The sequence below is a fragment of the Xylanibacter brevis P6B11 genome (assembly GCF_000621825.1).
Lineage (GTDB): Bacteria > Bacteroidota > Bacteroidia > Bacteroidales > Bacteroidaceae > Prevotella > Prevotella brevis.
Genome location: NZ_KK211353.1, coordinates 1 through 26,064, shown reverse-complemented (window position 1 = coordinate 26,064; position 26,064 = coordinate 1). Strand labels below are relative to the sequence as shown.

Genomic DNA, 26,064 nt, shown 5'->3' with positions numbered 1-26,064 from the left:
TGCCCTACATAAATTAATGTTCGGAGTCGATAGGTCTCATTTCGCGGTATTCCATTGGCGTCATGCCAGTTTCGCGTTTGAAGAATTTTGAGAGCGAGGCAGGACAGGAGAAGTGCATGCGTGAGGATATCTGTGCGATGTTTTCGTCGCTATAGGCCAGCCATACCTTTATTTCTTTAATAGCCGTCTGATTGATCCATTGCATGGCGGTCTTGCCGCTTACCTGTTTGATGAGTGTGCTGAGGTAGTGGTGCTCAATACACAGTTGATTGGCATAAAACGGGATGTTGCGTTCCTGTGTGGCATACTGGCTGACGAGGTTCAGAAAACGTCGCACGGTGTCTTCTCGTCTGCTCAGTGGACGGTTGACAATACGCAAGCCAATGTGTTGCCGGATGTAGTGCATCAGTGACTGCGTCAGCAGTTGCACGTTGTCGCGAGGGTAGGGCGTCTCGTGCACGATATCCCATAAGAGTGACATGTGCTGTTCTACGATGGGGCGCGTTTGCTCGTTCAGTCTGAGGTGAATGAAGGGCTCTCCTGGCGTGGCGTCGAATGAGAAGGCATCAAACTCAAAATCGCCAGAGATGCCCTCTTTCTCGACCAGTGTGTCGGAAAGGAACACCACCAGGTCGCCAGCCTCGAAGTGCTGGTCGGTGAGGTTGAATTTATAGTGCGCATGTCCTTTTTTAACCAGCACGACACGTGCTTCCTGCAACTTGTATGGTTGAGTGGGCATGAGAAAATTTCGACTGCTGAAGTGAAAGTTACGAAGGAAAAAGTGACCTTCGAACAGAAACAGTTCTCCACTCTGACGCCAGAAATCTGGGTTTCTGAATAGTTCGTTGTTAATGGTGTCTTTAAGCATAATCTTAGGATTTGGCAATTAAATCAACGAAATAGCTAACGAATTATTGTGGAAAAGTGACTAATTTTGCAGCCGTTTAATTTTAAGTATAGAAATGAAAAGATTTTTTTTATTTGTTGTTGCCGCCTCTATGTCTTTGTTGGCTGAGGCTGGTGGATTGATGACCAACACGAATTATCACATTGCCTTTGACCGTATGTTTGCCCGTGGTGCTACGTCAGAGATTGATGCCACCTACAGTAACCCAGCCGGTTTGGTATGGGGACGCGAGGGCTTGCAATTGTCTCTTAACTTCCAGAAACCCTGGCAGAATCGCGACATCGAAGCCAATGTTCCCGCTTTAGGCCTGAACAAGACTTATAAAGGAGAGGCTTCAGCTCCTGTTGTGCCCGCCTTGTTTGCTGTCTATAAGCAGGATCGCTGGGCTGTATCAACGATGATTGGTATTGTAGGTAGTGGTGGCTTCGTGAAATATGACGAGGGCGTACCTATGTTTACTGCACCTATCATGGCAAGACTGGCAGCTGGGGGATTGCAACCTGGCACTTATGACCTGGATGCTCAGATGAAAGGTAAACAATATATATATGGTGGTCAGGTGAACTTTTCTTATAAGTTGACCGATTACCTTTCTGCTGCCGTAGGTCTCAGAGCCAACTATTATGACGGCTATTATCGTGGACACGTAGTTGCACAGGGTGGTCCCGTGAAGTATGTCAACCTGCAGCTTGACTGCTCTCAGAAGGGTTGGGGCTTCAACCCACTGGTAAGTGTGAACTACCACCAGGATAAGCTGTCGTTGGCTGCCCGTTATGAGTTCCGTACTAAAATCAATGTACCCAACGACACCAAGGAACTCAGTGCTGACGTAGTTGGTATGTCACCCCAGCAGGTTCAAGCTGCTTTCGGAGATAAGATTGCTGCCTATCAGGATGGTGTGAAGACACGTTACGATATGCCTTCACTCTTGGTTCTGGCTGCTCAGTATGAGTTCACACCGAAATTGCGTGCAGCAGCAGAATATCACTTCTACGATGATAAGAATGCAAAGATGTCGGGCAACAGACAGGAGAATCTGGAGCATGGCACACATGAGGTGCTGCTCGGTGCTGAGTATGATATCAATGATCGCTTCACCGTCAGTCTGGGTGGACAGCGTACGGACTATGGTCTGGCAGATGATTATCAGACGCACACCTCGTTTGCTTGCGATAGCTACAGTCTGGGATGTGGTGCTGCTGTTAATTTGACTAAGAATGTCCGCTTGAACGTCAGCTACTTCTGCACACTGTATAGCGATTACAAGAAAGAACAGGCTAACTATCAGGGACTTCCTGGTGTGGCCGGAAGTGATACCTTTAGCCGTACCAATCATGTGATTGGTCTGGGTTTGGACTATAAGTTCTAACACAATTACTTAAAATATATAACTCAATTTCAATATTGTGACAGTTTTTCTTGGCTGTCACAATTTTTTTATTTATTTTTGCCGCGATTTATTAACGCAAAGACCTTAATTAGATTATTTTTCTTATGATTACCAAACAAAGATTACTATTGGCTGCAATCCCTCTTTTGATGCATACTGCGGCCATAGCACAGACCGGAAGTAATGAGGACTGGATGAAAGACCTGACGTCTCGCATCACATTCAATGGCTATGCTCAGGCTGGTTGGTCGTATCAGGACCCTGGGACTACAGACGGAGCTAAGCGACGAGACAAAACCAATTCCTACAACTTGAAACGTACGTTGCTTTGGGCCAAAGCCCGAATTACCGACCGCTGGTCGTTCTTGTTTATGCACGACTTTAACAGTGTGGTTCAGGAGTTCTATACCGACTATCGCATCACCAACAACAATGCTTTGACTGTCAGGTTTGGACAGTTCAAACATTCCTATTCGATGGAAAACCCACTGTCGCCCACGCAATTGGAACTGATCGATGTCTATTCACAGGCAGTGCTTTATCTGGCTGGTGAGGGACCTGATCCGTTGAACGGTGTCAACTACGGACGTGATCAGGGCTTGATGGTCTATGGTGACTTGTTGCAGAAGAAGTTGCACTACGAACTGGCGTTGATGAGCGGACAGGGCATCAATCGCAAGGATGGAAACAATCAGAAAGATTTTATCGCCAAACTCGAAGTACGCCCTGTTGATGGCCTGCGTCTTGCTGGTTCCGGCTATCTGGGTACGGGCCATGCAGTGGGTACGGCTGACTGGAACCCAACCATTAAGGAGGGCGATAACTACAAGCGTAATCGCTATAGCGTTGGTGCTGAATATAAGACATTACCCTATTCTAAAGGACAATACAAAGAGGCACGGCCAGCCAGTCTGCGAGCCGAATGGCTGGGAGGTAAGGATGGCGACGTCGATAGCCGTGGTGGCTATGTCACCACTTGCATCCCCGTATATGATGCCCTCGATATTGTAGCTTCGGGTGAGACCTTCGATAGAAACACCAAAGTGGAGGGGTGGGACCAGACCAACCTGACACTGGGCGTGCAGTATTGGTTCTATAAGAAGTGCCGTGTACAGTTGCAATATACCCGTTGCTTATGTGGTGACAATATTTCATCAAAGGATTTTAACTGGTTGCAGGCTCAGGTGCAAGTGGCGTTTTAAGTAATTGAAAATTTGAATTAGAAATGATTATAAAGATTCTTTTAACGATTGTTTTTCTGGTCGTGATGGTTGGCGTGGGACTTTACTCGCGCAAGCAGGCCAGAAGTGTAGATGGATTCGTGTTGGGTGGTCGATCGGTAGGCCCTTGGCTGACGGCTTTCGCCTTTGGCACCTCTTATTTCTCGGCAGTGGTCTTTGTGGGCTATGCCGGACAGTTTGGATGGAAATATGGGCTCTCCTCTGCATGGATTGGTGTGGGCAATGCCGTGATAGGTTCGTTGCTCGCGTGGTTGTTGTTGGGGCGCAGAACCAAGTTGATGACACAACATATAGAGAGTAGGACCATGCCCGATTTCTTTGGCACCCGTTTTGACAGTCAGGGGTTGCGTGTGACGGCTTCTGTCATTGCCTTTGTCTTCCTGATTCCTTATACAGCAGGTGTCTATAAGGGCATCTCAACGTTGTTTGAGATGGGTTTTGGCATTCCTTATGAATATTGTGTCATTCTGATGGCTATCCTCACCGCTGTCTATGTGATTCTTGGTGGCTATAAGGCAACAGCGATGAACGACTTTATTCAAGGCATCATCATGATCTTTGGCATCGTTGCTGTCATTGCCGCTGTATTGGCAGCACAAGGTGGTCTTACGGAAGCCGTGGCGAAATTGGCTGCGCTTCCTGGTGACGACGGACAGCAAGGTATGTTCGCTACGTGGTTCGGTCCCGATCCCTGGGGACTGTTGGGCGTGGTTGTGCTGACCAGTCTTGGCACGATGGGATTGCCTCAGATGGTGGGTAAGTTCTATAGTATCTCTGACGAGAGTGCGATCCGTAGAGGTACCGTTATCAGCACGGTCTTTGCCTTCATCGTGGCTGGTGGCTGTTATTTCCTGGGTGGCTTTGGACGTCTGTATGATCCGGTGATCGCCGACAACGGAAAGATTGCCTTTGACTCGATCGTTCCTGCCATGCTGGTTCAGTTGTCGCCAGCATTGATTGCGCTCGTGGTCTTGTTGGTACTCTCTGCCTCTATGTCCACACTGGCCTCACTCGTACTGACCTCTTCGAGTACGATGACCCTCGACCTGATATACCGCGACAAGAAATCATTGCCTGGCGAGGTGGAGGATGGCAGCATCGATGATGTTGTGGCCGAGAGAATAGAACGTCGTAAGGTGGTGGTGATGCGTGTGCTGATTGTGTTCTTTATCGCTATCTCGTTGTTGATAGCTTTGAATCCTCCCACATTCATTGCTCAGCTGATGGGTATTTCGTGGGGCGCACTGGCAGGTGCCTTCCTGGCTCCATTCATGTTGGGACTGTACTGGCGTGGTGTGACAACCGCCTCTGTATGGGCTTGTTTCGTATGGGGTGTAGGTCTGACGGTGGTCAACATGTTGCTGGGCAATCCTATCAATCCCATCAACTGTGGCGCTATTGCTATGGTAGGAGGTTTCCCTGTGGTTTGGCTCGTTAGTCTGGTGACGCCAAAGATGCCAAAGGTATTGATAAAAAGTATATTCGACTGCTATAAGAAGTAGCAGTCGAATATACCATCTTTATTTATTTCAAATAATCCTCGAAGTATTGAGTGATACGCTCGTGTAGATGTACACTGGCGTGTCCTCTCATGTTGTGGCCTTCGCCGGGATATGCGAAGAAGTCGGGTTGCGTGCCTGCCTCAGCACATGCTTTCAGGAACGACAGCGTGTGTTGTGGTACACAAGTGGGGTCGTTGTAGCCAATGATGATCTGCAACTTGCCTTTCAACTGGTCGGCCTTGTTGATGAGGCTTGTCTTGGCATAACCCTCAGGATTGCTCTGTGGCGTATCCATGTAGCGCTCGCCATACATCACCTCATACCATTTCCAGTCGATGACAGGACCACCGGCGACTCCCACTTTGAAGACGTCGGGATAGTTGGTCATCAGCGAGATGGTCATAAAGCCGCCAAAGCTCCAGCCATGCACACCCAGTCGGTCCATGTCAACATAGGGGAGTGTCTTCAGGTAGTCCACACCCTTCATCTGATCCTGCATCTCAATCTGGCCCAACTGGCGGAATGTGCTCTGCTCGAACTCGAGGCCGCGATTCTCTGAACCACGATTGTCGAGGATGAAGACGATGTAGCCTTTCTGTGCCATGTAGGTCTCCCACGAACGACTTGACCAGTGCCATGAAGCGTCCACGTTGTGTGCATGAGGTCCGCCATAGACATAAACCACGGTGGGATATTTCTTCGTAGCATCAAAATCGGCTGGTTTTACCATGCGATAGTACAGATCAGTGATGCCATCGGCAGCTTTGATGGTGCCACACTCAAACTGAGGCGTCACGTATTCGCTCCAAGGATCTTTGGCCAACAGCAGCTGGTGAGACTTCTTGGGGCCTTCGGTCACATTAATAGCGTTGGGGATGGATGGTGTGGTGTATTTGTCAATGAGCTTCACGCCTGTGGCTGACAGGGTGCCCTGATGTACGCCTTCACCATTGTCCATAGGTGTGCGCTTGCCCGTTTTCGCATTGACGCTGTAGATGTTGCGCTGCAACGGATGTTTCTCGTTGGAAGCGATGATGACTGACTGGCTCTTCTCGTTGAATCCAAGCACGTCGAGTACCACCCATGAGCCCTGTGTCAACTGCTTGATGATCTCGCCTTTGACGGAACACAGATACAAGTGGTTGAAACCATCCTTCTGACTCTGCATGATGAAGCGAGTCTGGTCCCAAGGCAGGAACTGGATGGGGTGCATAGGCTCTACATACTTCTCGCTGGTCTCGCGGTTCAGCATATATAGATATTTGCCTGTAACGGCATCATAGCACTTCAGTTTGCAGTCATTCTGATCGCGGTTCAGCTCGAACATGAACACCTCCTTGGTGTCTGGGCTCCAAGCAATGTTGGTGAGGTAGGTGCCGTTGGCATCCAGGTAGGTCACCTTCTGACTCTTCATATCGTAGATACCTACTTTGACCTCATGAGATGTCATGCCAGCCATCGGATACTTGTCGGGCTCCAATTCTGCGACGCGTGGGTCGATGTTCACCTGTGGATAGTCGGTCACCATTGACTGGTCCATGCGATAGAAGGCAAACTTCATACCATCGGGACTCCAGAAAATACCTTCGTTGATACCGAACTCGTTGCGGTGAACAGCTTCTCCATAGACAATCTCACGTGAACCGTCTGTTGTGATCTGAGTCTCTTTGCCTTCAGCATCTCTCACAAACAGCTGATAGTTGCGGGTGAATGCCACAGCCTTTGACTGCTTGTTCCAATGCTGGTTGGCCTCACCCTGTTTGATAGACTGTTGCCAAACGATCTTTTTTGTCTTGAAATTAAACAGTATGCGGCACTTGCCGTTGCTTAGCAATACCAAGGGCTTGTCGGCATACGGATATTTGGCATTCATCGCTGAGTGGAAGTCGGTTCCCACTTCTTTCAGTTGGAACACAGCTTTCTTGTTACCCTTGTTATCGATTGTTCCACCTTCTTCCGCATCCTGATACATCAGCTGATCGCCCCACCAGGTGAGGAACATGTTCTCTGGTCGTAGGTTGTGGTAGTTCTTACCGCCAAAGTTCAAGTCTTCCAGTGTGAACAGCTTCTGTTGAGCCATGATGGTTAAAGATGAAAAAACGAGCAGTAGTGCGGTGATGAAAGGTTTAATCCTCGTCATAGCGGTCGCGCTTAAAAGATTTCTTACCACCCTTGCTGCGGTCGAAACGCTCGTGTCCGCCACGATTACGATTCTCTTTGCCGCCTTTGAAGTCTCTGTCGCCTTTGAAGTCTCTGTCGCCCTTGAAGTCCTTGCCTCCTTTGCGGTCTCTGCCACCCTTGAAGTCGCGACTGCCTTTGAAGTCCTTGTTGCTCTTTACTTCGTGACGGTGGAAGGTGAACGAACGGATGTCGCTTTCTTCGTTCTCTCCCTGCTCATCGAGGCGCTGCTTGAACTCGCGGTTTTTCTTGAAACGATGCTTCTCGCTCATCTGGCGCTTCTCTTCCTCAGACTTCACAACACCACCTTCTTTGCGGAACTCCTTCAGTTTGCCATCGAAAATCTGGTACTTGCGGAACTCGCATTCCAAAGAGCCGTTGAATACGGGTATCTTGATAGAGGGCTTCAGGCCAATCTGCTCGAAGCATTCCTCGCGGTAAGACAAGATCCATGCGTCGTTGTTCAGGAACTGATGCTTCAGACGTTCGCCAATCATGCGATAGGTGCCCAGCAGGTCGGGCGTAGAAATACGTTCGCCATAGGGAGGGTTGCACACCAGGATGCTCTTCTCCTTGGGCTGTACGAAGTCCTTGAAGTCGCGCTGCTCCACGGTGATGTCGGCCGTCAGACCTGCAGCCTTGGCATTCAGACGAGCCGTGTTGACAGCCTTCATGTCGATGTCGTAGCCGTAGATATGATGTTTGAACTCACGTTCCTGAGAGTCGTCGTTATAGATGCGGTCAAAGAGCTCGGCATCGAAGTCGGGCCATTTCTCGAAGGCATATTCCTTGCGGAACAAGCCAGGAGCCATGTTGCGAGCAATGAGCGCTGCTTCTACCAGCAAGGTACCGCTGCCACACATGGGGTCAATAAAGTCGGTTTCGCCCTGCCAACCGGTCATCAGGATCATACCGGCTGCCAGCACTTCGTTCAGAGGTGCCTCAACGCTTTCCTGACGGTAGCCACGACGGTGCAGCGACTCGCCGCTGGAGTCGAGACACAGGGTGCACTCGCTCTTACCAGGAGCCACGTCGGCAATATGGATGTGAAGACGCAGGTCGGGGTTGGCCACCGAGATGTTGGGGCGCTTGCCCGTCTTCTCGCGGAACTGGTCCACGATGGCATCTTTCACTTTATAGCTTACAAATTTAGAGTGACGGAATTCCTCAGAGAATACCACAGAATCGACCGCAAACGTGTGGTCGTTGTCAAGGTATTCGCTCCAATCAATTTTCTTAATAGCTTCGTAAACGTCGTCGGCGCTTTGTGCTTTGAAATGTTGAATCGGCTTCAAAATTTTGATAGCGGTATGCAGCGAGAAGTTCGCACGATACATCATTTCTTTATCACCTGTAAACGACACCATGCGTCTACCAATCTGTACATTATTTGCCCCCAGCAGGGTCAGTTCTTTCGCCAGCACAGGTTCCAGTCCCATGAACGTTTTGGCGATGAGTTCGAATTCTTGGTTCATTGAATTTAAAAAAGTTTCAAGGTGCAAAGTTAATGTAACTTAGGCTAAAAACAAAATATTTTTGCATTTTTATTTCTTTATTAGAAATTAATTCGTAATTTTGCAAAATATGGAGGAAATACTGCTTTACGTCAATCATCAATCGAGCATGTCGAGCATCTTCCTATGGGCCGGACTCATAGGCGCTATTCTGTTGTCGATATGGTTGCTTTACTATCAGCATGGCATTACGAAGAATCTTGACTATGAACTGAAACAGCTGGACAAGGTCAAGAAGCATAATGTGGAATACGAGTTGATACTTAAAGCGATGCACCTGTCCACCTGGCATTTGGATGTCAGACAGCGCCAGATTACCTTCGATAATGATTTCCGTGAAGGTAGTGATTGCTATGCACCGCTTCCCGGTACGCCTCTTGAAGAAGTCTTTTCTGTAATTGAAGAGCCAGGACGGCAGCTTGTGATCAAGAACTTTGAAGACCTTGTCAACGGACGTTTGGAGTTGGGTAGGGCGCAGTACAAGGTGAAAGTGCCTCACTCAAAAGATACTTACTGGGCTGATAGCTACGCAACGATTGCCGAGCGCGATGTGGATGGAAAACCTATCACCATTGCTGGTGCTACGATGCGTATTGACGAGCAGAAAAGTATTGAGACCGAGCTGATTACAGCCCGCAACCGAGCAGAAGAAAGTGACCGTCTGAAGACGGCTTTTGTGGCCAATATCAGTCATGAGATACGTACACCTTTGAACGCCATTGTGGGCTTTACGGGTATCTTGCCTGATGTGACAGACGAGGAGGAGCGCAAGAGCTTGCTGGCATTGGTGAATGAGAACACCACCAAGCTGTTGCGCATCATCGATGATGTGGTAAGTATTTCGAAGATTGAAGCTGGCGAGGATGAACTGGTGATGACCAACTTTGAGTTGGGCATGATTCTGTCGGAGCATGTGGACAGTTGTCAGCACGACTGTAAGCCTGGTGTCACGATGACTACTCAGTTTGCCTGTGAGGCACAGATGGTTACATCCGACCTGAACCGTGTCTGCGAAATTCTGAAACACCTCTTGAACAATGCAGTTAAGTTTACCGATGCCGGCAGCATTGTGGTGGGATATGACGCTCCCGTAGATGGTCGTATCCGTGTCTGGGTGCGCGATACTGGTAAGGGTATTGCACCCGAAAACCAGGAGCGCATCTTCGAGCGCTTCTTCAAAGTCGATGAGTTTATACCGGGTGCCGGCCTCGGCTTGAGTCTTTGTCGCACCTTGGCCTACAGTCTGGGTGGACAGGTAGGCGTGGAATCGGTATTGAACGAAGGCTCCACCTTCTGGTTTGAAATACCTATTCAGTAGTGTGATGGCTGCAGCATAGGACGTAGGCATAAGCTTTTCTTTTTCTTTCTTCAAGTGCAACAGCAACTTTATTCTTGCTGTTTGATCAGCTTATGGTGCCACTATTGCATGATGAAAGTGCCACTATTGCATAAGAAAAGTGCCACTTTAGCCTTCGCAAAGTGGCACTTTTGTATTATCCCCGTACGGAGTTTTCACCAATGTATCTCGAATAGGCATTGAAGAACCGCGAGAAGACGCTCCACCTCATTAACAGCTTCTCAAACAGTGCTACGCCTATGCAGGCTGTGGCTATGCCTAGAAGCACATCGATGATGTAGTGGTGGCAGGAATAAACCGCTGTCCACCAGATGCCCACGGTGACAATGGCAAAGACGGTGGTGCAGAACCACGAACGACGACTAATCACACTATAGATAGTGGCGATGAGCATATAGGCCGCATGAAGTGAGGGTACTGCTGCAAAGATGTTGGAATTGTTCACGTAGATACTTTGGAACACGGGAATGCCAATCATCTCGTCAAAGCGTATCAATCCTGCCACATTGCCTGGGGTGCTGAAATCGGGGGTGAAACCATACTGAAGCACGTACCAAGGTGGCGCTGTGGGGTGAATGTAATAGCCAATAAATCCCACCCAGTTTACAAAAAGAAAAGCCAGTGCAAAGCGCAGATAGTCGCGGCGTCTGCCTTTGATAAACAGATAGAGTCCGAAGGCAATGGGGAGTGGAACCCAACACAGGTAGAAGATGCCAGCCATGAAGTCGGCCACGGCATGGTTGTGGTTCATGAAGAACTCGCCGGGGATGATGCTTTTGGCGCCATCGCTGATGCCAAATAGCTGTTTTTCAGTCTCGTAGATGGCCTGAGTGTCAACCTCGTTCACCAGATAGTTGGGATAAAGGCGCATCCAGTCGTAGCTAATCTCGAATGCGACAAATGGCAGCAGAGCCACCGCCATCTTCCTGGTGTAGTCGTGTGCAAAGTAGAGTAGGAGAAACAGCGCCACCATCACAATCTGTGCGGGGATGAGTCCTACAACGATTCCCTGCAGCAACAGGAAAATCAAACAGCACACGAGGACCAGAATGATCTCGCGACGTGACAAGCCTTCAAGAGAGAATAGCTTACTTCCCTTCATCTTTCTTCTTCAGTTCCTTGTAACAATGAGCGATGCGCCAGAAGGCAGTGATGTTGGCCAGTACAGCAATGAGGATCATGCCGCCAGCCAGCCACCAGAGGTTCAGGGTGCAACCCGTGATGATGGCCACCACGGCAGTGACAACCACACGTTCTGGGCGCTGCATCAGTCCCACCTTGCATTCGATGTTGAGACCTTCAGCACGTGCACGAACGTAGCTCACCATCACCGAACCAACCATGGCAGCAAAGGTGGTGACGCCCATCCAGAACCAGTCATCGCCAGCTTTGATAAACAGCAGGCAGATGCCAAAGAGGGTCACCAGCTCGCTATAGCGGTCGAGTGTAGAATCCCAAAGTGCGCCAAAGGTGGAAGACATGTTGCCCATACGTGCCAGTCGTCCGTCCATCATGTCGAACAAACCGGCAAAAAGGATGATGCCGCCGCCCCATGCAATGAAGGGATAGGCTTTGCAGTCTTCATAGGGGAAGGCGAGGGAAGCCTTGATAAACAAATAAGTGGCCACCAGATTGCCAACGAATCCCAGTGCAGTTACGATATTAGGTGTCAACCCGATGCGAATCATTCCTTTGATGATAGGGTTGATAATGACGTAGATAACCTTTTGTAGAAAATCTCTGTAGTTCATATTACTTGTTGTGAATTTATTCTTTTAGTGACGATTTATAGACGAAGAGCCGTTGCAGCTGGTAGTTCCAGAACACGGCAACCACCACCGACACGATGGCCTTGGTGATGATGAAGTAGTAGCGGGAGAACTCTGTGAGGGCGTAGGTGCCGAGGGTGTTCAGCAGAATGCTGCCAATCCATACGATGGTATAGCGGAAGGCCACCTTCTTCTTCTTCAATCCTTCATTGTCGAACACCCAACGGTAGTTGAATACACAGTTGCAAACGCCGCCTGTGAGCGCACCGATAAACGTGGCATAGAGATACCAGAGGCCTGCCACCTCTGCAAGAAAGATAGAAATGCCAAAGTCGATGAGCGTGGCAGCCTGGGCGGAAAGCTGTGCTTTGCAGAAGGTCCATAGTTCGTGTTTTATCTTGCCCATGCGTCTGAGAAAAAGATGATGACAGCCAGCACAATGGCAGAGTAGATGCCAGCCAACAGGTCGTCGGCCATCACCCAGAAAGCACCTTTACGTCTGTCGAGAGAACGGATGCCCAATGGTTTCACGATATCGAAGAAACGAAACAAGAGCAGTGCTACCAGCGCCGTCCACCAGTTGCATGCCAGCAACAGCGGCACCCACACCCCAATCATCTCGTCGATGACCACTCTGCTGGGGTCATCGCCCCAATAGGGTGCCAATCTGTCTGTAGCCCATGTGCCCAACCACGTAAACAGCAGGATGAGACCAGCAGTGATGAGCATGACGATAGTTGGTGTCAACAATTGTGACAACGCCAACCAGATGACCGTAGCCAACACCGCACCAGCAGTGCCAGGTCCCCAAGGCCAGAAGCCAGCGCCCAGGCCTGTGGCTATGATGGTAGGAATGAAGGGTACTCTTTTCATTGTTGCGTGCAAAAGTAAATATTTTATTTGATATTACGAAATTATTTCGTAACTTTGCACTGTTTAATTGTTAAAAACTACTATAGCTTGAAACGTCGTATATTACTGTTTTCTCTCCTTCTGCTGATGGTGCAGGCGGCATTGGCACAGATAACCGGCGAGGTTATCGATGCTCATGACGGAGGTCCTGTGCCTTATGCCAGCGTCAAGTATAGTGGAAACAGTGTGGCTGTCTCGTGCGACGGAGAGGGGCGGTTCACCATTCCCCGACATATTGGTTGGGCTTTGAGTATCAGTTCGGTGGGGTACGTGACGCATGTGGTCAATGTGACCTCGTCCACACCAAAACACCTGGTGATACGTCTTTCGGCCGAGTCGCAACAGATACAGGAGGTTACGATCAAGTCAAAGCGTGCGAGGTATAGTAGAAAGAACAACCCTGCCGTGGAACTGATGCGGAAGGTGATAGCCCATCGTCGTCATAACAGGTTGAAGAGTCACGACTATTATCAGTACTGCAACTACCAGAAAATCATGCTGGGACTGAACGACCTGACACCTAAGACTATCGACCACGGCATGTTCAAAAAACATGCATGGCTGCTGAATCAGGTGGAGGTGTCGCCCTACAACAATAAGCTGGTGCTGCCGGTATCGCTCGAGGAAACCGTGACGAAGGAATATTACAGAAAACAGCCAGAGACAGAGCGACAGGTGGTGATTGGGCAGACGTCAAATGGTGTCAACGACCTGTTCCAGACGGGCGATATCCTGACGGCAGTGATGAAAGACGTGTTTGCCGATGTGGATATCTACGACGACCAGATACAGATACTCCGACAGTCGTTCACCAGTCCTATAGGTCGGAATGCCATTGCTTTCTATCGCTATTACATCACAGACACCGTGTATGTGGGTAATGATCTCTGTTATCATCTTGACTTTACACCTAACAACCAACAGGATGTTGGTTTTCGCGGACAACTCTATGTGTTGGCAGACTCGTCTTACCAGGTGCGCCGTTGCGAACTGACCGTTCCCAGTTCCAGTGAACTGAACTGGGTAGAGAACATGCAGTGCCTGCAAGAGTTTGTGCAGCTGGATAATGGCGAGTGGGTGTTGGGCATCGATGATATGATTGTGGAACTGATGGTTTCCGATTTCGTCCAGAAGATGATGGTGGTGAGAAACACCCGTCGTAGCGACTTCTCGTTTGATGTCTTGCCTGACCATCTGTTGGGTGGAAACAAGAAACAGACAAAAGCACCCGATGCTGAGCGGCGTGATGAGGCCTTCTGGCATCAATATCGACAGGTGGAGTTGACCCGCAGCGAAGCCTCGATGAGTCAGTTTGTGAAAGGCATGCAACAGATGAAGGGCTTCCAATATATCATGTTTGGCTTGAAGGCGCTCTTCGAGAACTATTTAGAGACGGGCACCAAGGAGCATCCCAGCAAGGTTGATATTGGTCCTATCAACACGATTGTGTCGCAGAACTTCTACGACAAGTGGCGTCTAAGAGCTAGTGCACAGACCACCGCCAATCTTCATCCACACTTGTTCCTGAAGGGCTATTATGCCCGTGGCATAAAGTCTAAGCAGAACTACTATAGTGGTGAGGTGACCTATACCTTCAATCGTCCGGAGTACCTACCTCGAGAGTTTCCGAAGCAGGCCATCACCTTCCAGTCGTTGCGCGATGTGGCCATGCCTAGCGATAAGTTCCTGACTACCGACAAGGACAACGTGTTCACGTCGTTCAAGGTGACGGATGTGGACAAGATGTTCCTCTATAATACCCAGTCGCTGAAGTTTGAATACGAGAAAGAGTGGGGCATCAAGTATTTGCTAGAGGCAAAGACCGAGAAGGTGACATCTATTGGCAGCATGGAGATGAAAAGGCTCCGTGACCAACAGTTGCTGACGTCGCTACGCTATACGGAAGCTACCGTCGGTATCCGTCTGTCGCCAGGCGAGACCTATGTGAACACCAAGCAGCGACGTCATGTGCTGAACAAGGAGATTAACGTCTTGGAGTTGAAACATACGATGGGCTTCGATGGCGTGCTGGGTGGACACTATAACTATAACTTCACGGAAGCGCAGTTCTCTAATCGTTTCTGGTTGCCAATGGCATGGGGACGTGTGGATACCTATCTCAAGGTGGGTGCCCAGTGGAACCAGGTTCCTTATCCGCTACTGATCATGCCAGCAGCCAACTTGAGTTATGTGTTGCAGCGTGAGTCGTTTAACTTATTGAACAATATGGAGTTCTTGAACGACCGCTATGCTTCGCTGATGATCGACTGGAACATGAATGGCAAGATTTTCAACCGTATCCCGTTGCTGCGTCATCTGAAATGGCGTGAATGGGTAGGCGTGAAGTGCTTGTGGGGTAGTCTGACAGATAAAAACAACCCTTGTTTGGCTGAGAATGCGCAGAGCGACATCCTAATGGCTTTCCCTGATGGCGCCTACAATGTGATGGATGGTCATAAACCCTACTGGGAACTGTCTGTTGGTGTTCACAACATATTCAAGATATTACAGGTACAGTATGTGAGACGTCTGTCGTACCTGAACAACCCCGGCGTCAGCAAACAGGGCATACGCATCTTGTTGCGTGCCACTTTCTAAATCGTTTCGTAAAGATGAACATTGAACCTATAGCCTATTTCCATTCGCCCATGACCTCTAAGTTTGGCATTCCTCGACAAAGTGGATTGATGAACGACTTGCAGGGCACCATCGTTTTTGTACCAGAGTTTCAGAATCCCGATGCGATACGTGGACTTGACCAGTTCGACTACCTTTGGTTGATATGGGAGTTCAGCGGCAATCGCGTGGAGAATGCTAACCTGACGGTGCGCCCACCACGACTGGGAGGTAACGAGCGAGTGGGGGTGTTCGCCTCGCGTTCACCCTTTCGGCCCAACCGTCTGGGACTTTCGTGCGTATATATAAATAAGGTGGAGATAAACACTCTGGATGGTCCGGTGATACATGTGGCTGGTGCCGACCTGATGGATGGAACGCCTATCTATGATATTAAACCTTATGTGGTGTATGCCGACAGTCGTCCTGATGCACGTAGTGGTTTCGTGGATAGGGTGGAGTGGCAACCACTCACCGTACAACTGCCCGACGCCTTGGCCTCGCAGTTTTCTGAGGTTGAACTGAAGGGACTGCGTCAGGTGCTCTCTCAAGATCCACGTCCTCGCTATCATCACGATGAATCGCGTGTCTATGGAATGCCATTTGCTGGTAGGGATGTTCGTTTCAAAGTGGAAAATGGGGTCTTGACAGTACTCGAGATTGCTAAAATTCATTAATATATCTTTCATTGTTAAACCTTTCTTGTATGGTTGCATCAAAGAAACAGTTGCAACTGTTAAACCATAGTATTAACAAACAAAAAGAAAGAGGAAAAAGACAATGAAAAAGATAGTTTTAGCTTTGGTCGCCATGATGACCATCAGTATGAGTGCAGTAGCTCAAGATTCAACTCGTGTGAAGCAGAACCGTAGACAGTTTAATCCTACTGAGATGATTAATCAGCGCACCAAGAAGATGGCGGAGAGCTATGGACTTAACGAGGAACAAACGGCTAAGTTGAAAGAACTGAACACAAAGTATGCCAAGAATATGCGTGGCGAGCGCGGCATGCGTGGCGGACGTCATGGTGGTATGCAGCGCAATGGTGGTCAGCAGATGAGACAGCACTTATCGCAGGCTAACAGAGATTCTATCCGCCAGGCAATGCGCAAGAATCAAGAGGCGTATGAGGCTGAGCTGAAGACCATTTTTACTGAGAAACAGTACAAGGCATATACTGAAGACGTGAAGAAGATGATGCGACAGAATCCTCGTTTTAACGGAGATCGTCGCCCTAAAAAGGATTAAGATTGTAAATTAGGATAAAAGAGAAACGCAATGAGCTCACGATGCTCTTTGCGTTTTTTTTGTTGATTTCTTCTTTATTCCTTTTGCACTTTTCTCAACTTTTCGTAACTCTGCAACAAAAGTTGCGAAGTTACTGCGTTTCGGAAATAAAAAAGAAAATTGTTTCTTTTCTTTTTGTATTTCTCTCAACTTTTCGTAACTTTGCCCCCACTATGAGATATTTGCTACCAATCATGCTGGTTGTCGGCATCATGATGCTTGGCGCCTGTAAGGAGAAAAAGAAACAAGAAGATATCATAACGACAAAGTATGTGCCTAAACGTCCACAGGCTCCTATCGCTATGAACGACGAACATTTGTCGGACACTGTTCGCTGGAAGAATGCTGTTTATTATGTCAAGATAGACCGCACAGCAAGCGACAGTCTGCCGATGCTCTCTGACGAGATAGGACAAAAGTATAAAGATAACTATGTGACGTTGACTGTGTTGAGAAGTGACCAGTCGGTTTTCTTCCACAAGAAATTCTCGAAAAGCACGTTCGCTTCTTATCTGAATGCCGACTATCAGCGCAACGGTCTGTTGTCAAGCATGCGTTTCAACGAGGTGGATAATGGCGAACTGGAGTTCTCTGTAGCAATAGCCCACCCCGATGCGTTGGATGATGAATATCTTCCACTCGAGTTGACCATCAATGCTCAGCAGGGGATGGCCATCAAGGTGGATAATGATATGTTAGATGAATTTGACGATGACGCTGAAGATTGAGGGCAATAACTGATTAGTAGTATTTTAAATTGCCCAGTGTTCTGCCAACGATACCATCGTTGGGAATACCAGATTAGCTCCTGCGTTTTTCAGAATATCGTCTTCAAGCGGCCCCGTATTTACGGCAATAGTGAATATGCGGGCCGCTACTCCTGCTTTCACGCCTAAGGGCGCATTCTCTACAACGATAGCTTCCCATGGTTTCAGATAGCCTGCTTTCTCGAGTCCCATCAGATAAGGATCGGGATTGGGCTTCCCTCGTTTCACGTCGTAGGCAGTGACGATGCGACTCTCGTCCAGGTAGTCACTGAAATCGTGTAGCAGGCGTTCTATCAAAGGCCGCTGTCCGCTGCCTGTAACCACACCGATAGACAATCCATCTGCATGTATCTTCTTCATTAGATCCTGTATGCCAGGCATCATCTTGGCTTCAGGCATCAGATGAAACAGACGGGTCTTCTCGTCGTACATGCGTTGAGCTTCTTCCAACGAGATATCGCGTCCTTGTTGTTGTTTCACCATCATACGTATGGTGTCGATGCCACGTGCACCTTCAGTGGCGTAGGCATCGTTGGCTGTCATGTGTATGCCGAAGGTTTTCATCGACTCCTGCCAAGCAACGGCATGGTTAGGCATCGAGTCGTAGAGTACCCCGTCCATATCAAAAAGCACGGCTTTCGGGCTAAACTGCCCGAAGCCGTGTTTCTCTAAGTATCCTTGAATAACTTGTTCTGTCATTTCTTTTATTTCTCACTTTCAAGGCGAGCCTTGATAGCCTTTGTCTCAGCCTCATAGCCAGGCTTCTCGAGCAGGGCAAACATGTTCTTCTTGTATGCCTCTACACCAGGCTGGTTGAATGGGTTCACCTCAAGGATGTTGCCACTGATACCGCAGGCGATCTCGAAGAAGTAGATGAGCTGACCGATGTAGTACTCGTTGAGCTGTGGAACGCTGATGCGCATGTTGGGCACACCGCCATCCACGTGAGCCAGACGTGTACCCAGCTCAGCCATCTTGTTGACCTCGTCAACACGCTTGCCGGCCAGGAAGTTCAGACCATCCAGGTTCTCCTCATCCTCGGGGAAGAGCAGCTTTTTCTCAGGCTCCTCAACAGAGATGACTGTCTCGAAGATGGTGCGCTCGCCTTCCTGAATCCACTGACCCATAGAGTGCAGGTCGGTGGTGAAGTCAACGCTTGCAGGGAAGATGCCCTTGCCGTCCTTACCCTCTGACTCGCCATAGAGCTGCTTCCACCATTCAGAGAAGAAGTGCAGCTTTGGCTGGTAGTTCACCATGATCTCAATCTTCTTGCCGTTCTGATAGAGACCGTTACGTACGGCAGCATACTGTGCAGCGAGGTTCTGCTCGAAGGGAACATCCTTGCCACAAGCCTTCTCCATATCCTGAGCACCAGAAACAAGTGCCTTTACATCGAAACCAGCACAAGCAATAGGCAGTAGACCTACAGGAGTCAGCACAGAGAAACGACCACCCACGTTGTCGGGGATGATGAAGCTCTTGTAGCCTTCCTTATCAGCACAGGTACGTGCAGCACCGCGCTTAGCGTCGGTAACAGCCACGATCACCTTCTTTGCCTCTTCCTTACCACGCTGAGCCTCGCACTGCTTCTTCAGCAGACGGAAGGTCAGAGCAGTCTCGGTGGTGGTACCACTCTTAGAGATGTTGATGACGCCGAATTTCTTTCCTTTCAGGTATTCTGTCAGTTCGAACAGATAGTCTTCACCGATGTTATTGCCTGCAAAGAGGATGGTGGGGTTCTTCTTGTCCTGGATGAGCCAGGTGAACGAGTTGCTCAGCGACTCGATGACGGCGCGTGCGCCCAGGTATGAACCACCGATACCAGCTACGACGATAGCCTCGCAGTTCTCGCGAAGCACGTTGGCTGTGGCCTGAATCTCGTCGAGGAAAGCGGGTGTGATAGATGAGGGCAGGTGCAACCAGCCGAGGAAGTCGTTGCCAGGGCATGTGCCGTTCTCTAAAGCCTCTTGTGCGGCTTTCACTTTAGGCTCGAAAGCCTTCACTGCGCCTGCTTCAAGAAAGCAAGCTGCCTTTGTGATGTCAAGACTAATACTTTTCATTTCTTACTATATAAAGTGTTGTTGTATGTTTACTATTTGTTATCTGAATGAATCTGTCAGCAACTTAATCTCGATCTGCGGCGTGATGCGCTCGTATAGGATGTTATAGACAGCATCGAGAATAGGCATGTTGACATGCCAGTGGCGGTTGATTTCCTTCATGCACTTGGTACCGAAGTAGCCCTCGGCAATCATTTCCATCTCCATCTGTGCGCTCTTCACCGAATAGCCCTTACCAATCATAGTACCGAAAACGCGGTTGCGCGAGAAGTTTGAATAGCCTGTCACCAGCAGGTCGCCCAGATAGGCTGAGTCGCACACGTTGCGCTCGATGGGGTGTACAGCTTGTAGGAAGCGCGCCATCTCCTGTACCGAGTTAGCCATCAGCACAGCTTGGAAGTTGTCGCCAAACTTCAGTCCGTTGCAGATGCCGGCAGCGATGGCATATACGTTTTTCAGCACCGAAGAGTATTCAATGCCGATGACGTCGGTCGATGTCTTGGTCTTGATAAACTGGCTGGTCAGCACGTCGGCAAAGGCTTGCGCTTTTTCCAGGTTGGCGCATCCCACGGTGAGGTAGCTCAGTCGTTCCAATGCCACCTCTTCAGCATGCGAGGGACCTCCCAAACAAGCCAGGTTGTCGTGTGACACGTCGAACACCTGATGGAAATACTCCGAACAGATGAGGTTCTCGTCGGGCACGATACCCTTGATGGCTGTTACAATGAACTTATCCTTGAGACGTGTCTTCAGCTTTCTCAGGTGATTCTTCAGATAGGGCGATGGTACCACAAATACCAGTGTGTCGTACTTCTCTACAATCTTGTTGAGGTCGCTATCGAACTCAATCTCGTTGATGTTGAAGTGAACACCGGTCAGGTATCTTGGGTTGTGGTTCAGTCGCTTGAAATCTTCTATCTGATCATCGCGACGCATATACCAACCTATGTGGTGCGTATGGCTCACCACAATCTTGGCTATAGCTGTTGCCCAGCTGCCACCACCGATGATTGCTATTTTTCCGCAGTCGAACATGAGACTAATTGCTAATTGAAATTAGGCTTGTGCCTTTTCAATCCAAGCTGCTACCTCGTCAACACTTGGCTTCTGCAGGTCGAGCTTGTATTTCTTGACGATGTCGCCGATCTTCTGCTGCAAGCCCTGAGGCTTCTCGTTCTTGATATCTTGAATCAAATAGAAACCAGCCTTACGCAGTACATAGACCCAATCCTCGGCTACGCCAATTGCGGCCCACTCCTGGATGCTGCTCTGAGGTGCTTTCTTCTCAGGTTTCATCTGTGGGAACAGCATCACCTCGCCGATGGCAAACTTACCAGTGAGCAACATCACCAGACGGTCGATACCGATACCGATACCGAAGGTTGGTGGCATACCGTACTGCAGTGCACGCAAGAAGTCGTGGTCGATAATCATAGCCTCGTCGTCGCCCTTGTCGGCCAGTCGCATCTGCTCCTTGAAGCGCTCCTCCTGGTCGATGGGGTCGTTCAACTCAGAGTAGGCATTGGCCAACTCCTTACCATTCACCATCAGCTCGAAACGCTCGGTAAGGCCGGGCTTAGAACGGTGCATCTTGGTCAGGGGCGACATCTCCACGGGATAGTCGGTGATGAAGGTGGGCTGAATAAAGCTGCCTTCGCAGAACTCGCCAAAGAGTTCGTCGATGAGCTTACCCTTACCCATGGTCTCGTCAACCTCCATGCCCTTTGAGAGGCAGAACTGACGAATCTCGTCCTCGCTCTTGCCGTCGCAGTCGAAACCAGTCTTTTCTTTGATAGCATCGAGGATAGGCAGACGGCGGAAGGGAGCCTTGAATGAGATAACCTTACCATCGATCTCAACCTCAGGCTTACCGTTTACGGCTGTACAAATCTCCTCCAGCATCTTCTCTGTGAAGGTCATACCCCACAGCAGGTCCTTGTAGCTCACATAGAGCTCCATGCAGGTGAACTCCGGGTTGTGGGTCTTGTCCATACCCTCGTTGCGGAAGTTCTTGCCCATCTCATAGACACCCTCGAAGCCACCCACAATGAGGCGCTTCAGATAGAGCTCTGTGGCAATACGCATATACATGTCCTGATTCAGGGCATTGAAGTGTGTGATGAACGGACGAGCCGATGCACCACCAGCGATGTTCTGCAAGATAGGTGTATCCACCTCGGTGTAGCCAGCATTGTCCAGAATGCTACGCATGGTGCGAATGATGGTGGCACGCTTGAGGAACGTATCTTTTACGCCTGCATTTACAATCAAGTCAACGTAGCGCTGACGATAACGAAGCTCGGGATCGTCGAAGGCGTCGTAAACCTTTCCGTCGGCATCGGTTTTCACCACGGGCAGTGGCTTCAGACTCTTGCTCAGTACGGTCATCTCCATGACGTGAACACTGATTTCGCCCGTCTTAGTACGGAATACGTAGCCCTTTACGCCGATGAAGTCGCCCAAATCCAGTAACTTCTTGAACACGATGTTGTAGAGGTCTTTATTCTCATCGGGACAGATAGAGTCGCGCTGCACATACACCTGTATGCGCCCCTTAGAGTCCTGCAGTTTGGCAAAGGCAGCCTTACCCATGATGCTCTTGCTCATGATACGGCCTGCGATGCTCACCATGCGGCTGTTCTCAGGTGTGGCAGTCTCGCGCACGTCGTTGCCTTCTTCATCCTTACCGATGACTGGCAGATCCTCGAAGTTTTCAATGATATCTGTGCTCCATGCATTTACGGAATACTCTGCAGCAGGGTAGGGGTTGATGCCCATCTTGCGCAGTTCGTCGAGCGACTGTCGGCGAAGAATTTCTTGTTCACTCAGTTCAAGTACGTTCATATCTTTATATTCGAATATATTCTTTTAGGCCGCAAAGTTACTAAAAAAAAATGATACTGTTTATAATTTAATATAAATTTGCTTTCTGTAGAGTGCGTAACCAATAGCATAGTTTAGCGCAACGAAAGTGAGTGCGTAGGCCAATGAAGCCCATTTAAGTGGAATGATAAACGTGTGTAATGCGTTGTAAACTAGGTCGTTAATACCAGTTTGATTGAAAATGATGGAGAGTAACTCACTTGCCACGTAGAGAGCCAGCGCATTCATTCCAAAGACTCGGAAAGGCTCAGACCATCTGTTTTTTTGACGAATGTCAATCAGCCACATCAACAGGGCTTGCAGCAAGGCTGCCAGCGCACAGGTTACCAACACGTATGAGGGGCTCCAGATGCGTTTGTTCAGTGGCAGTCCGAAGCTCAACAGATAGCCTGCCACCAGACATACGGTGCCAATGACGAAGAGTCCCATTACCTTGTGTTCCACGCTTTTAGCCATGTAGATGGACTTGCCGCAGTAGAAGCCTATCAGGACGTGGGCAATGCTGGAGATGGTGCCCAGCAGTCCTTCGGGATCCACAGGACTCTTGTGGTAGAGATGGGCGTAGCCAAACAGGCTCCTGTCGGCCCGTGCCAGTATGTTCTGTGTGGCATCCTCGCTATAGCCATTGCCCCATATTATTAATAATGTATATCCGCTCAAAAGCGCTATGACAAGAGGCACGATGTAACGATGATTCATGTATAGCGCGATGAGTGATACAGCGCCATAACATAGGGCTATTCGTTGCATCACCGCCCACAGACGCAGGTGGTCGAATCCTAGAGGGTCGCCTTTCAGGGCATCATGAAACCAATTGATGGCCAGGCCTATCACGAAGAGTAATATCGTACGCTTGGCAATGTGTCGCAGTGTTTGTGGGGTGGGGGTGAATCCTCCTTTAGCCAGTGACAGATAACAAGCAATGCCAACGATGAAAAGAAAGAACGGGAAAACCAGGTCGCAGGGCGTCAGTCCGTTCCATCGAGAGTGTCCCAGCATGGTGAACGATTCGCCGTAGCCATTGTTTACTAATATCATGCCAGCTACGGTCATGCCGCGCAGGATGTCCAGCGACAGCAGTCTTTGTTTATTTTCCATAGAGAAATTTCATGATTTTTTGTGCCACCTGAAGCGTGTTACCTTCGGGTTCTGCAGAGTAAATGTTATGAGCCTTTGTCCATGGTTCTTCCATGGCATACCAGTCGATGACTACCTCTTGTGGCAGAGCCATTGCAAAGAGTTCGGCAGCAGTCTTGTTGGCGTTCGGTCCGCCACCTAACAGTTCGGGTTGCGGGTGTAGCTGAGCTTCCATTTGCGCCAGCAACGCATCGAAATAAGTTTTCCAACGGGGATAATAGAAATCCTTCAGTAGTCCCTGCCACTCCTTGTGCGCATAGTCGCGCAGTCCGCCTGTGTCGGCACAGTAGCGATTTCCCCACGTGGTGATCTGCACACGTGCATTCCATTCGTAGAGCTGTTGCTCTTCGGTGGTGGTACCACAGCGTTTGGCAGCCTCCAGCCAGTGGCCCAGTCGGAACTCTCGGCAGGTGCCAAGCAGTTCGTCTTGTAGCAGTAGCATCTCGAGGAAACGCTGACTGTCGCGGCGGAAAGCATCAATGTCGAAGGCCTTATAGTCAGCAATGGTGTGCTGATATTGCACGCGAGCCTGGTCGGCCAGCGCCTGGCGGGTGATGTCAACCAGGTCGAAAGCAGCTCGCTCGCAGCCGGTCGGTGAAATGGCCTTGCTGTCATCGCTGTTCGCAAGTATCGGTGTGACGCCCTCTAGGAAAAGTCGTGCTGCCTCCAGTGTAGAGGCGGGCGTGTAGTAGTTCTTCATCTTCGACCATGATGAAGCCTGGAAATTGTTTTGTGACGGACGACCGCAGAAGATGCTCTCGTGAGGGCCCTGCTGGTTGTTGCCTGCCGGACAGTTGTAGATGGTACGGGCAAGAAGAAGCCAAGCATCTTCTAAGTGAGAAGTGAGAAGTGAGAGGTGAGAGGTGTTGTCGGCATTCTTTCCTTTCTCATCGGTGGTTGTTGGAAGGCCGTATCTCGCCTTCACATAGCCTTTGACCCACTGCTCTTTTTCGAACTTTTGGGGGCGCCAGGGCAGCTCGCTCATCAGTTCAAACATCACGGGGTTGTTCTCTGTGCCCTCCATGGTGAAACCAATGCCCTTCATGGTGGGCTGGTTCACGTTGTAGAAATTGTCCAGTAATTGATCCATACGTCCATGCAAACCTACGTTGGCGCCAAAGTTCTGGAGTAAGCAGAACAGCCATTGGTGTTGTTTGTAACCATCCTTACGACGCCAAATTGATGGAGCTCCATACATGGGGCGACATTCCGAGAATAAGTCCAATATAAGCAGGTCGCCCGGTTTCAATGCATCAATCATCTCAGGTCGAGGATTCTCGGTCCAACCCTGAATCACCCATGTGGCCCGTGGGTTTACCCTTTTCATGGCCGTCATGAGTTTACGTCCAGCTTCAGCATAATCAATAGAAGCATCGTCGCTGCTCTCATGGAATGGGTCCATCGAGTAGTAGTCGGCCTTACCGTAGAGCCGTGTCAGCTCGTCGTAGTATAACTTGCTGATTTCGTCGAAGCGTGGATCTGTGGTGGGAACATTGGACGGACGTGTAAAACCATTCCACAGCACCTTCTTGTCGTTGGTATAATCTGAGGGCATCATACCGCAATAGCCTGGCAATACAGGGTGCATGCCCAGTTCTTTCATACGTTTCAGTATCTGTCGCTGAAGCCGTGCTTGGCGGTCATACCACGAGCGTGGCAGTGGTCCGCCCCATCCTTCCAGGTTGTTCATCTCCCACCACGCCAAGAAAGCCGGTCCGGCAATGAATCGTCCTATCTGTTCCTCGCTGTATCCCAGCTTCAGCAGCATCTCGCGCCACACGCATTCTTCACCCACAATAGCCAGTGGCATGTTGACACCGTGCAGCGCCAGCCAGTCAATCTCCTGTTGCCAGCGCTCCCAGTCCCAGAAGGCCATGGAGTAAGAAAACGTACAGTAGTTATATGCATAGCGCAACGTCAGGGGCGTGTCATGACGTTCACGTTTCTCGACGCGTGGCAGTATCTTTGGCAGCTGAGCTGTCATGTGGTTCCATGTCAGGTGTATTCCAGCATAGTACTTCAGATACCAGTTGATGCCCACGGCGATGTTCACCCACGAGTTGCCCCTTACCACTACGCGCTGTCCCTGCTGGTCCAGTTCGAAGAAGTCGTGGTCGGCACTTTTCAGTTCCACCTTGAATTTCCGTGATGCTCCCTTGTCTATACGTTCCAGCAGGTCGTCGATGGGTGTGGCGCCTACGTGCAGACATGCGATAAACAGGGCGATCGTTATTAGTAGCTTGCGCATTGTTTTTTCTCGTTTGTTTTCCATGCTGCAAAGATATATAAAATAAACGTAGTGTCCAAAGGTTCGTCTAAAAAAATAGGAGCCCATAGTGAAGTGGCTCCTAATTTCTAGTTCATACAACTAGCTTCCTTAGTTTGAACCTTGCGCAGCCCCTCCCCTCCCATGTAGGGGAGGGGTTGGGGGTGGGGTCAGTGTTGTTCTAACTGCCAATGGAGATACAGACCCCACCCCTGCCCCTCCCCTTCTTGCGTCCCTTCGGTAGCAAGCGAGCAGAGCTCGAGCGGAAGGGAGGGGAG

At 49.6% G+C, this 26,064-nt stretch carries 21 protein-coding genes; 8 read left to right on the top strand and 13 right to left on the bottom strand.

The window, feature by feature from the left end:
- Positions 1 to 13: 13 nt before the first annotated feature.
- The gene (locus T496_RS14135) at positions 14 to 868 is read right to left on the bottom strand and encodes a helix-turn-helix domain-containing protein (RefSeq protein ID WP_052342220.1); all 855 of its coding nucleotides are present in this window, start codon (positions 866 to 868) and stop codon (positions 14 to 16) included.
- A 94-nt stretch (positions 869 to 962) separates the two neighbouring features.
- Between T496_RS14135 and T496_RS0111615 the strand changes: the two genes are divergently transcribed.
- From T496_RS0111615 to T496_RS0111605, 3 genes are all read left to right on the top strand, one after another.
- Complete coding sequence (locus T496_RS0111615; protein WP_027450902.1) at positions 963 to 2,276, top strand: OmpP1/FadL family transporter; 1,314 nt, start codon at positions 963 to 965, stop codon at positions 2,274 to 2,276.
- A gap of 125 nt (positions 2,277 to 2,401) precedes the next feature.
- Positions 2,402 to 3,499: a porin family protein gene (locus tag T496_RS0111610; RefSeq protein ID WP_044111244.1), complete on the top strand. Its 1,098-nt coding sequence runs from the start codon at positions 2,402 to 2,404 to the stop codon at positions 3,497 to 3,499.
- Between the two features lie 23 nt (positions 3,500 to 3,522).
- Positions 3,523 to 5,040: a sodium:solute symporter family protein gene (locus tag T496_RS0111605; protein ID WP_027450900.1), complete on the top strand. Its 1,518-nt coding sequence runs from the start codon at positions 3,523 to 3,525 to the stop codon at positions 5,038 to 5,040.
- 22 nt (positions 5,041 to 5,062) lie between these two features.
- On the opposite strand, the gene T496_RS0111600 is transcribed toward T496_RS0111605, so the two are convergent.
- Both T496_RS0111600 and T496_RS0111595 read right to left on the bottom strand, forming a co-directional pair.
- Positions 5,063 to 7,180 (bottom strand): S9 family peptidase, encoded by a 2,118-nt coding sequence (locus T496_RS0111600; RefSeq protein ID WP_027450899.1) that lies wholly within the window; start codon positions 7,178 to 7,180, stop codon positions 5,063 to 5,065.
- Positions 7,167 to 8,693 carry a THUMP domain-containing class I SAM-dependent RNA methyltransferase gene (locus tag T496_RS0111595; protein WP_027450898.1) on the bottom strand — a complete coding sequence of 509 codons (1,527 nt, stop codon included), beginning with the start codon at positions 8,691 to 8,693 and terminating at the stop codon, positions 7,167 to 7,169. Before T496_RS0111595 ends, T496_RS0111600 begins: the two co-directional genes overlap by 14 nt.
- 109 nt (positions 8,694 to 8,802) lie before the next feature.
- Between T496_RS0111595 and T496_RS14130 the strand changes: the two genes are divergently transcribed.
- Positions 8,803 to 10,050 (top strand): sensor histidine kinase, encoded by a 1,248-nt coding sequence (locus tag T496_RS14130; protein WP_052342218.1) that lies wholly within the window; start codon positions 8,803 to 8,805, stop codon positions 10,048 to 10,050.
- Positions 10,051 to 10,225: 175 nt separating this feature from the next.
- Here the strand turns inward: T496_RS14130 and T496_RS0111585 are convergent, their stop codons facing one another.
- The 4 genes from T496_RS0111585 to T496_RS0111570 are packed head-to-tail and all read right to left on the bottom strand — an operon-like array spanning position 10,226 to position 12,731.
- A complete protein-coding gene (locus T496_RS0111585) occupies positions 10,226 to 11,191 on the bottom strand; it encodes a phosphatase PAP2 family protein (protein WP_044111242.1) in 966 nt (321 codons plus the stop codon).
- A complete protein-coding gene (locus T496_RS0111580) occupies positions 11,178 to 11,840 on the bottom strand; it encodes a CDP-alcohol phosphatidyltransferase family protein (protein WP_027450896.1) in 663 nt (220 codons plus the stop codon). The genes T496_RS0111585 and T496_RS0111580 overlap by 14 nt, the downstream gene beginning before the upstream one ends.
- Positions 11,841 to 11,856: 16 nt before the next feature.
- Positions 11,857 to 12,264 carry a GtrA family protein gene (locus T496_RS0111575; protein ID WP_027450895.1) on the bottom strand — a complete coding sequence of 136 codons (408 nt, stop codon included), beginning with the start codon at positions 12,262 to 12,264 and terminating at the stop codon, positions 11,857 to 11,859.
- On the bottom strand, positions 12,252 to 12,731 hold the full coding sequence (locus T496_RS0111570) for a phosphatidylglycerophosphatase A family protein (protein WP_027450894.1): 480 nt from the start codon (positions 12,729 to 12,731) through the stop codon (positions 12,252 to 12,254). Before T496_RS0111570 ends, T496_RS0111575 begins: the two co-directional genes overlap by 13 nt.
- 126 nt (positions 12,732 to 12,857) lie before the next feature.
- Here T496_RS0111570 and T496_RS0111565 point away from each other — a divergent pair, with 126 nt between their 5' ends.
- The 4 genes from T496_RS0111565 to T496_RS0111550 all read left to right on the top strand — a co-directional run bounded on the left by T496_RS0111565 (position 12,858) and on the right by T496_RS0111550 (position 17,401).
- Positions 12,858 to 15,368 carry a DUF5686 family protein gene (locus tag T496_RS0111565; protein WP_044111289.1) on the top strand — a complete coding sequence of 837 codons (2,511 nt, stop codon included), beginning with the start codon at positions 12,858 to 12,860 and terminating at the stop codon, positions 15,366 to 15,368.
- 14 nt (positions 15,369 to 15,382) lie between these two features.
- A complete protein-coding gene (gene tsaA, locus T496_RS0111560; protein WP_027450892.1) occupies positions 15,383 to 16,063 on the top strand; it encodes a tRNA (N6-threonylcarbamoyladenosine(37)-N6)-methyltransferase TrmO in 681 nt (226 codons plus the stop codon).
- Between the two features lie 103 nt (positions 16,064 to 16,166).
- A complete protein-coding gene (locus tag T496_RS0111555) occupies positions 16,167 to 16,634 on the top strand; it encodes a DUF4890 domain-containing protein (RefSeq protein ID WP_081783649.1) in 468 nt (155 codons plus the stop codon).
- Between the two features lie 212 nt (positions 16,635 to 16,846).
- Positions 16,847 to 17,401 (top strand): DUF4738 domain-containing protein, encoded by a 555-nt coding sequence (locus tag T496_RS0111550; protein ID WP_197018962.1) that lies wholly within the window; start codon positions 16,847 to 16,849, stop codon positions 17,399 to 17,401.
- 24 nt (positions 17,402 to 17,425) lie between these two features.
- Here the strand turns inward: T496_RS0111550 and T496_RS0111545 are convergent, their stop codons facing one another.
- From T496_RS0111545 to T496_RS0111520, 6 genes are read right to left on the bottom strand one after another with little or no spacing between them, the layout of a single operon-like run.
- Positions 17,426 to 18,139, bottom strand: coding sequence for an HAD family hydrolase (locus T496_RS0111545; RefSeq protein ID WP_027450889.1), 714 nt, complete (start codon positions 18,137 to 18,139; stop codon positions 17,426 to 17,428).
- A gap of 5 nt (positions 18,140 to 18,144) precedes the next feature.
- On the bottom strand, positions 18,145 to 19,500 hold the full coding sequence (locus T496_RS0111540) for a glucose-6-phosphate isomerase (RefSeq protein ID WP_027450888.1): 1,356 nt from the start codon (positions 19,498 to 19,500) through the stop codon (positions 18,145 to 18,147).
- 39 nt (positions 19,501 to 19,539) lie between these two features.
- Positions 19,540 to 20,535, bottom strand: coding sequence for an NAD(P)H-dependent glycerol-3-phosphate dehydrogenase (locus tag T496_RS0111535; RefSeq protein WP_027450887.1), 996 nt, complete (start codon positions 20,533 to 20,535; stop codon positions 19,540 to 19,542).
- 21 nt (positions 20,536 to 20,556) lie between these two features.
- Positions 20,557 to 22,344 (bottom strand): lysine--tRNA ligase, encoded by a 1,788-nt coding sequence (lysS, locus tag T496_RS0111530; protein WP_027450886.1) that lies wholly within the window; start codon positions 22,342 to 22,344, stop codon positions 20,557 to 20,559.
- Positions 22,345 to 22,404: 60 nt separating this feature from the next.
- A complete protein-coding gene (locus T496_RS0111525) occupies positions 22,405 to 23,481 on the bottom strand; it encodes an acyltransferase family protein (protein ID WP_027450885.1) in 1,077 nt (358 codons plus the stop codon).
- Positions 23,471 to 25,768 carry an alpha-N-acetylglucosaminidase gene (locus T496_RS0111520; protein ID WP_027450884.1) on the bottom strand — a complete coding sequence of 766 codons (2,298 nt, stop codon included), beginning with the start codon at positions 25,766 to 25,768 and terminating at the stop codon, positions 23,471 to 23,473. The genes T496_RS0111525 and T496_RS0111520 overlap by 11 nt, the downstream gene beginning before the upstream one ends.
- Positions 25,769 to 26,064: the final 296 nt, after the last annotated feature.

Coding starts and splice junctions, on each gene's coding strand:
- T496_RS14135 (WP_052342220.1), bottom strand. CDS start 868: ATGCTTAAAGACACCATTAACAACGAACTATTCAGAAACCCAGATTTC.
- T496_RS0111615 (WP_027450902.1), top strand. CDS start 963: ATGAAAAGATTTTTTTTATTTGTTGTTGCCGCCTCTATGTCTTTGTTG.
- T496_RS0111610 (WP_044111244.1), top strand. CDS start 2,402: ATGATTACCAAACAAAGATTACTATTGGCTGCAATCCCTCTTTTGATG.
- T496_RS0111605 (WP_027450900.1), top strand. CDS start 3,523: ATGATTATAAAGATTCTTTTAACGATTGTTTTTCTGGTCGTGATGGTT.
- T496_RS0111600 (WP_027450899.1), bottom strand. CDS start 7,180: ATGACGAGGATTAAACCTTTCATCACCGCACTACTGCTCGTTTTTTCA.
- T496_RS0111595 (WP_027450898.1), bottom strand. CDS start 8,693: ATGAACCAAGAATTCGAACTCATCGCCAAAACGTTCATGGGACTGGAA.
- T496_RS14130 (WP_052342218.1), top strand. CDS start 8,803: ATGGAGGAAATACTGCTTTACGTCAATCATCAATCGAGCATGTCGAGC.
- T496_RS0111585 (WP_044111242.1), bottom strand. CDS start 11,191: ATGAAGGGAAGTAAGCTATTCTCTCTTGAAGGCTTGTCACGTCGCGAG.
- T496_RS0111580 (WP_027450896.1), bottom strand. CDS start 11,840: ATGAACTACAGAGATTTTCTACAAAAGGTTATCTACGTCATTATCAAC.
- T496_RS0111575 (WP_027450895.1), bottom strand. CDS start 12,264: ATGGGCAAGATAAAACACGAACTATGGACCTTCTGCAAAGCACAGCTT.
- T496_RS0111570 (WP_027450894.1), bottom strand. CDS start 12,731: ATGAAAAGAGTACCCTTCATTCCTACCATCATAGCCACAGGCCTGGGC.
- T496_RS0111565 (WP_044111289.1), top strand. CDS start 12,858: ATGGTGCAGGCGGCATTGGCACAGATAACCGGCGAGGTTATCGATGCT.
- tsaA (WP_027450892.1), top strand. CDS start 15,383: ATGAACATTGAACCTATAGCCTATTTCCATTCGCCCATGACCTCTAAG.
- T496_RS0111555 (WP_081783649.1), top strand. CDS start 16,167: ATGAAAAAGATAGTTTTAGCTTTGGTCGCCATGATGACCATCAGTATG.
- T496_RS0111550 (WP_197018962.1), top strand. CDS start 16,847: ATGAGATATTTGCTACCAATCATGCTGGTTGTCGGCATCATGATGCTT.
- T496_RS0111545 (WP_027450889.1), bottom strand. CDS start 18,139: ATGACAGAACAAGTTATTCAAGGATACTTAGAGAAACACGGCTTCGGG.
- T496_RS0111540 (WP_027450888.1), bottom strand. CDS start 19,500: ATGAAAAGTATTAGTCTTGACATCACAAAGGCAGCTTGCTTTCTTGAA.
- T496_RS0111535 (WP_027450887.1), bottom strand. CDS start 20,535: ATGTTCGACTGCGGAAAAATAGCAATCATCGGTGGTGGCAGCTGGGCA.
- lysS (WP_027450886.1), bottom strand. CDS start 22,344: ATGAACGTACTTGAACTGAGTGAACAAGAAATTCTTCGCCGACAGTCG.
- T496_RS0111525 (WP_027450885.1), bottom strand. CDS start 23,481: ATGGAAAATAAACAAAGACTGCTGTCGCTGGACATCCTGCGCGGCATG.
- T496_RS0111520 (WP_027450884.1), bottom strand. CDS start 25,768: ATGCGCAAGCTACTAATAACGATCGCCCTGTTTATCGCATGTCTGCAC.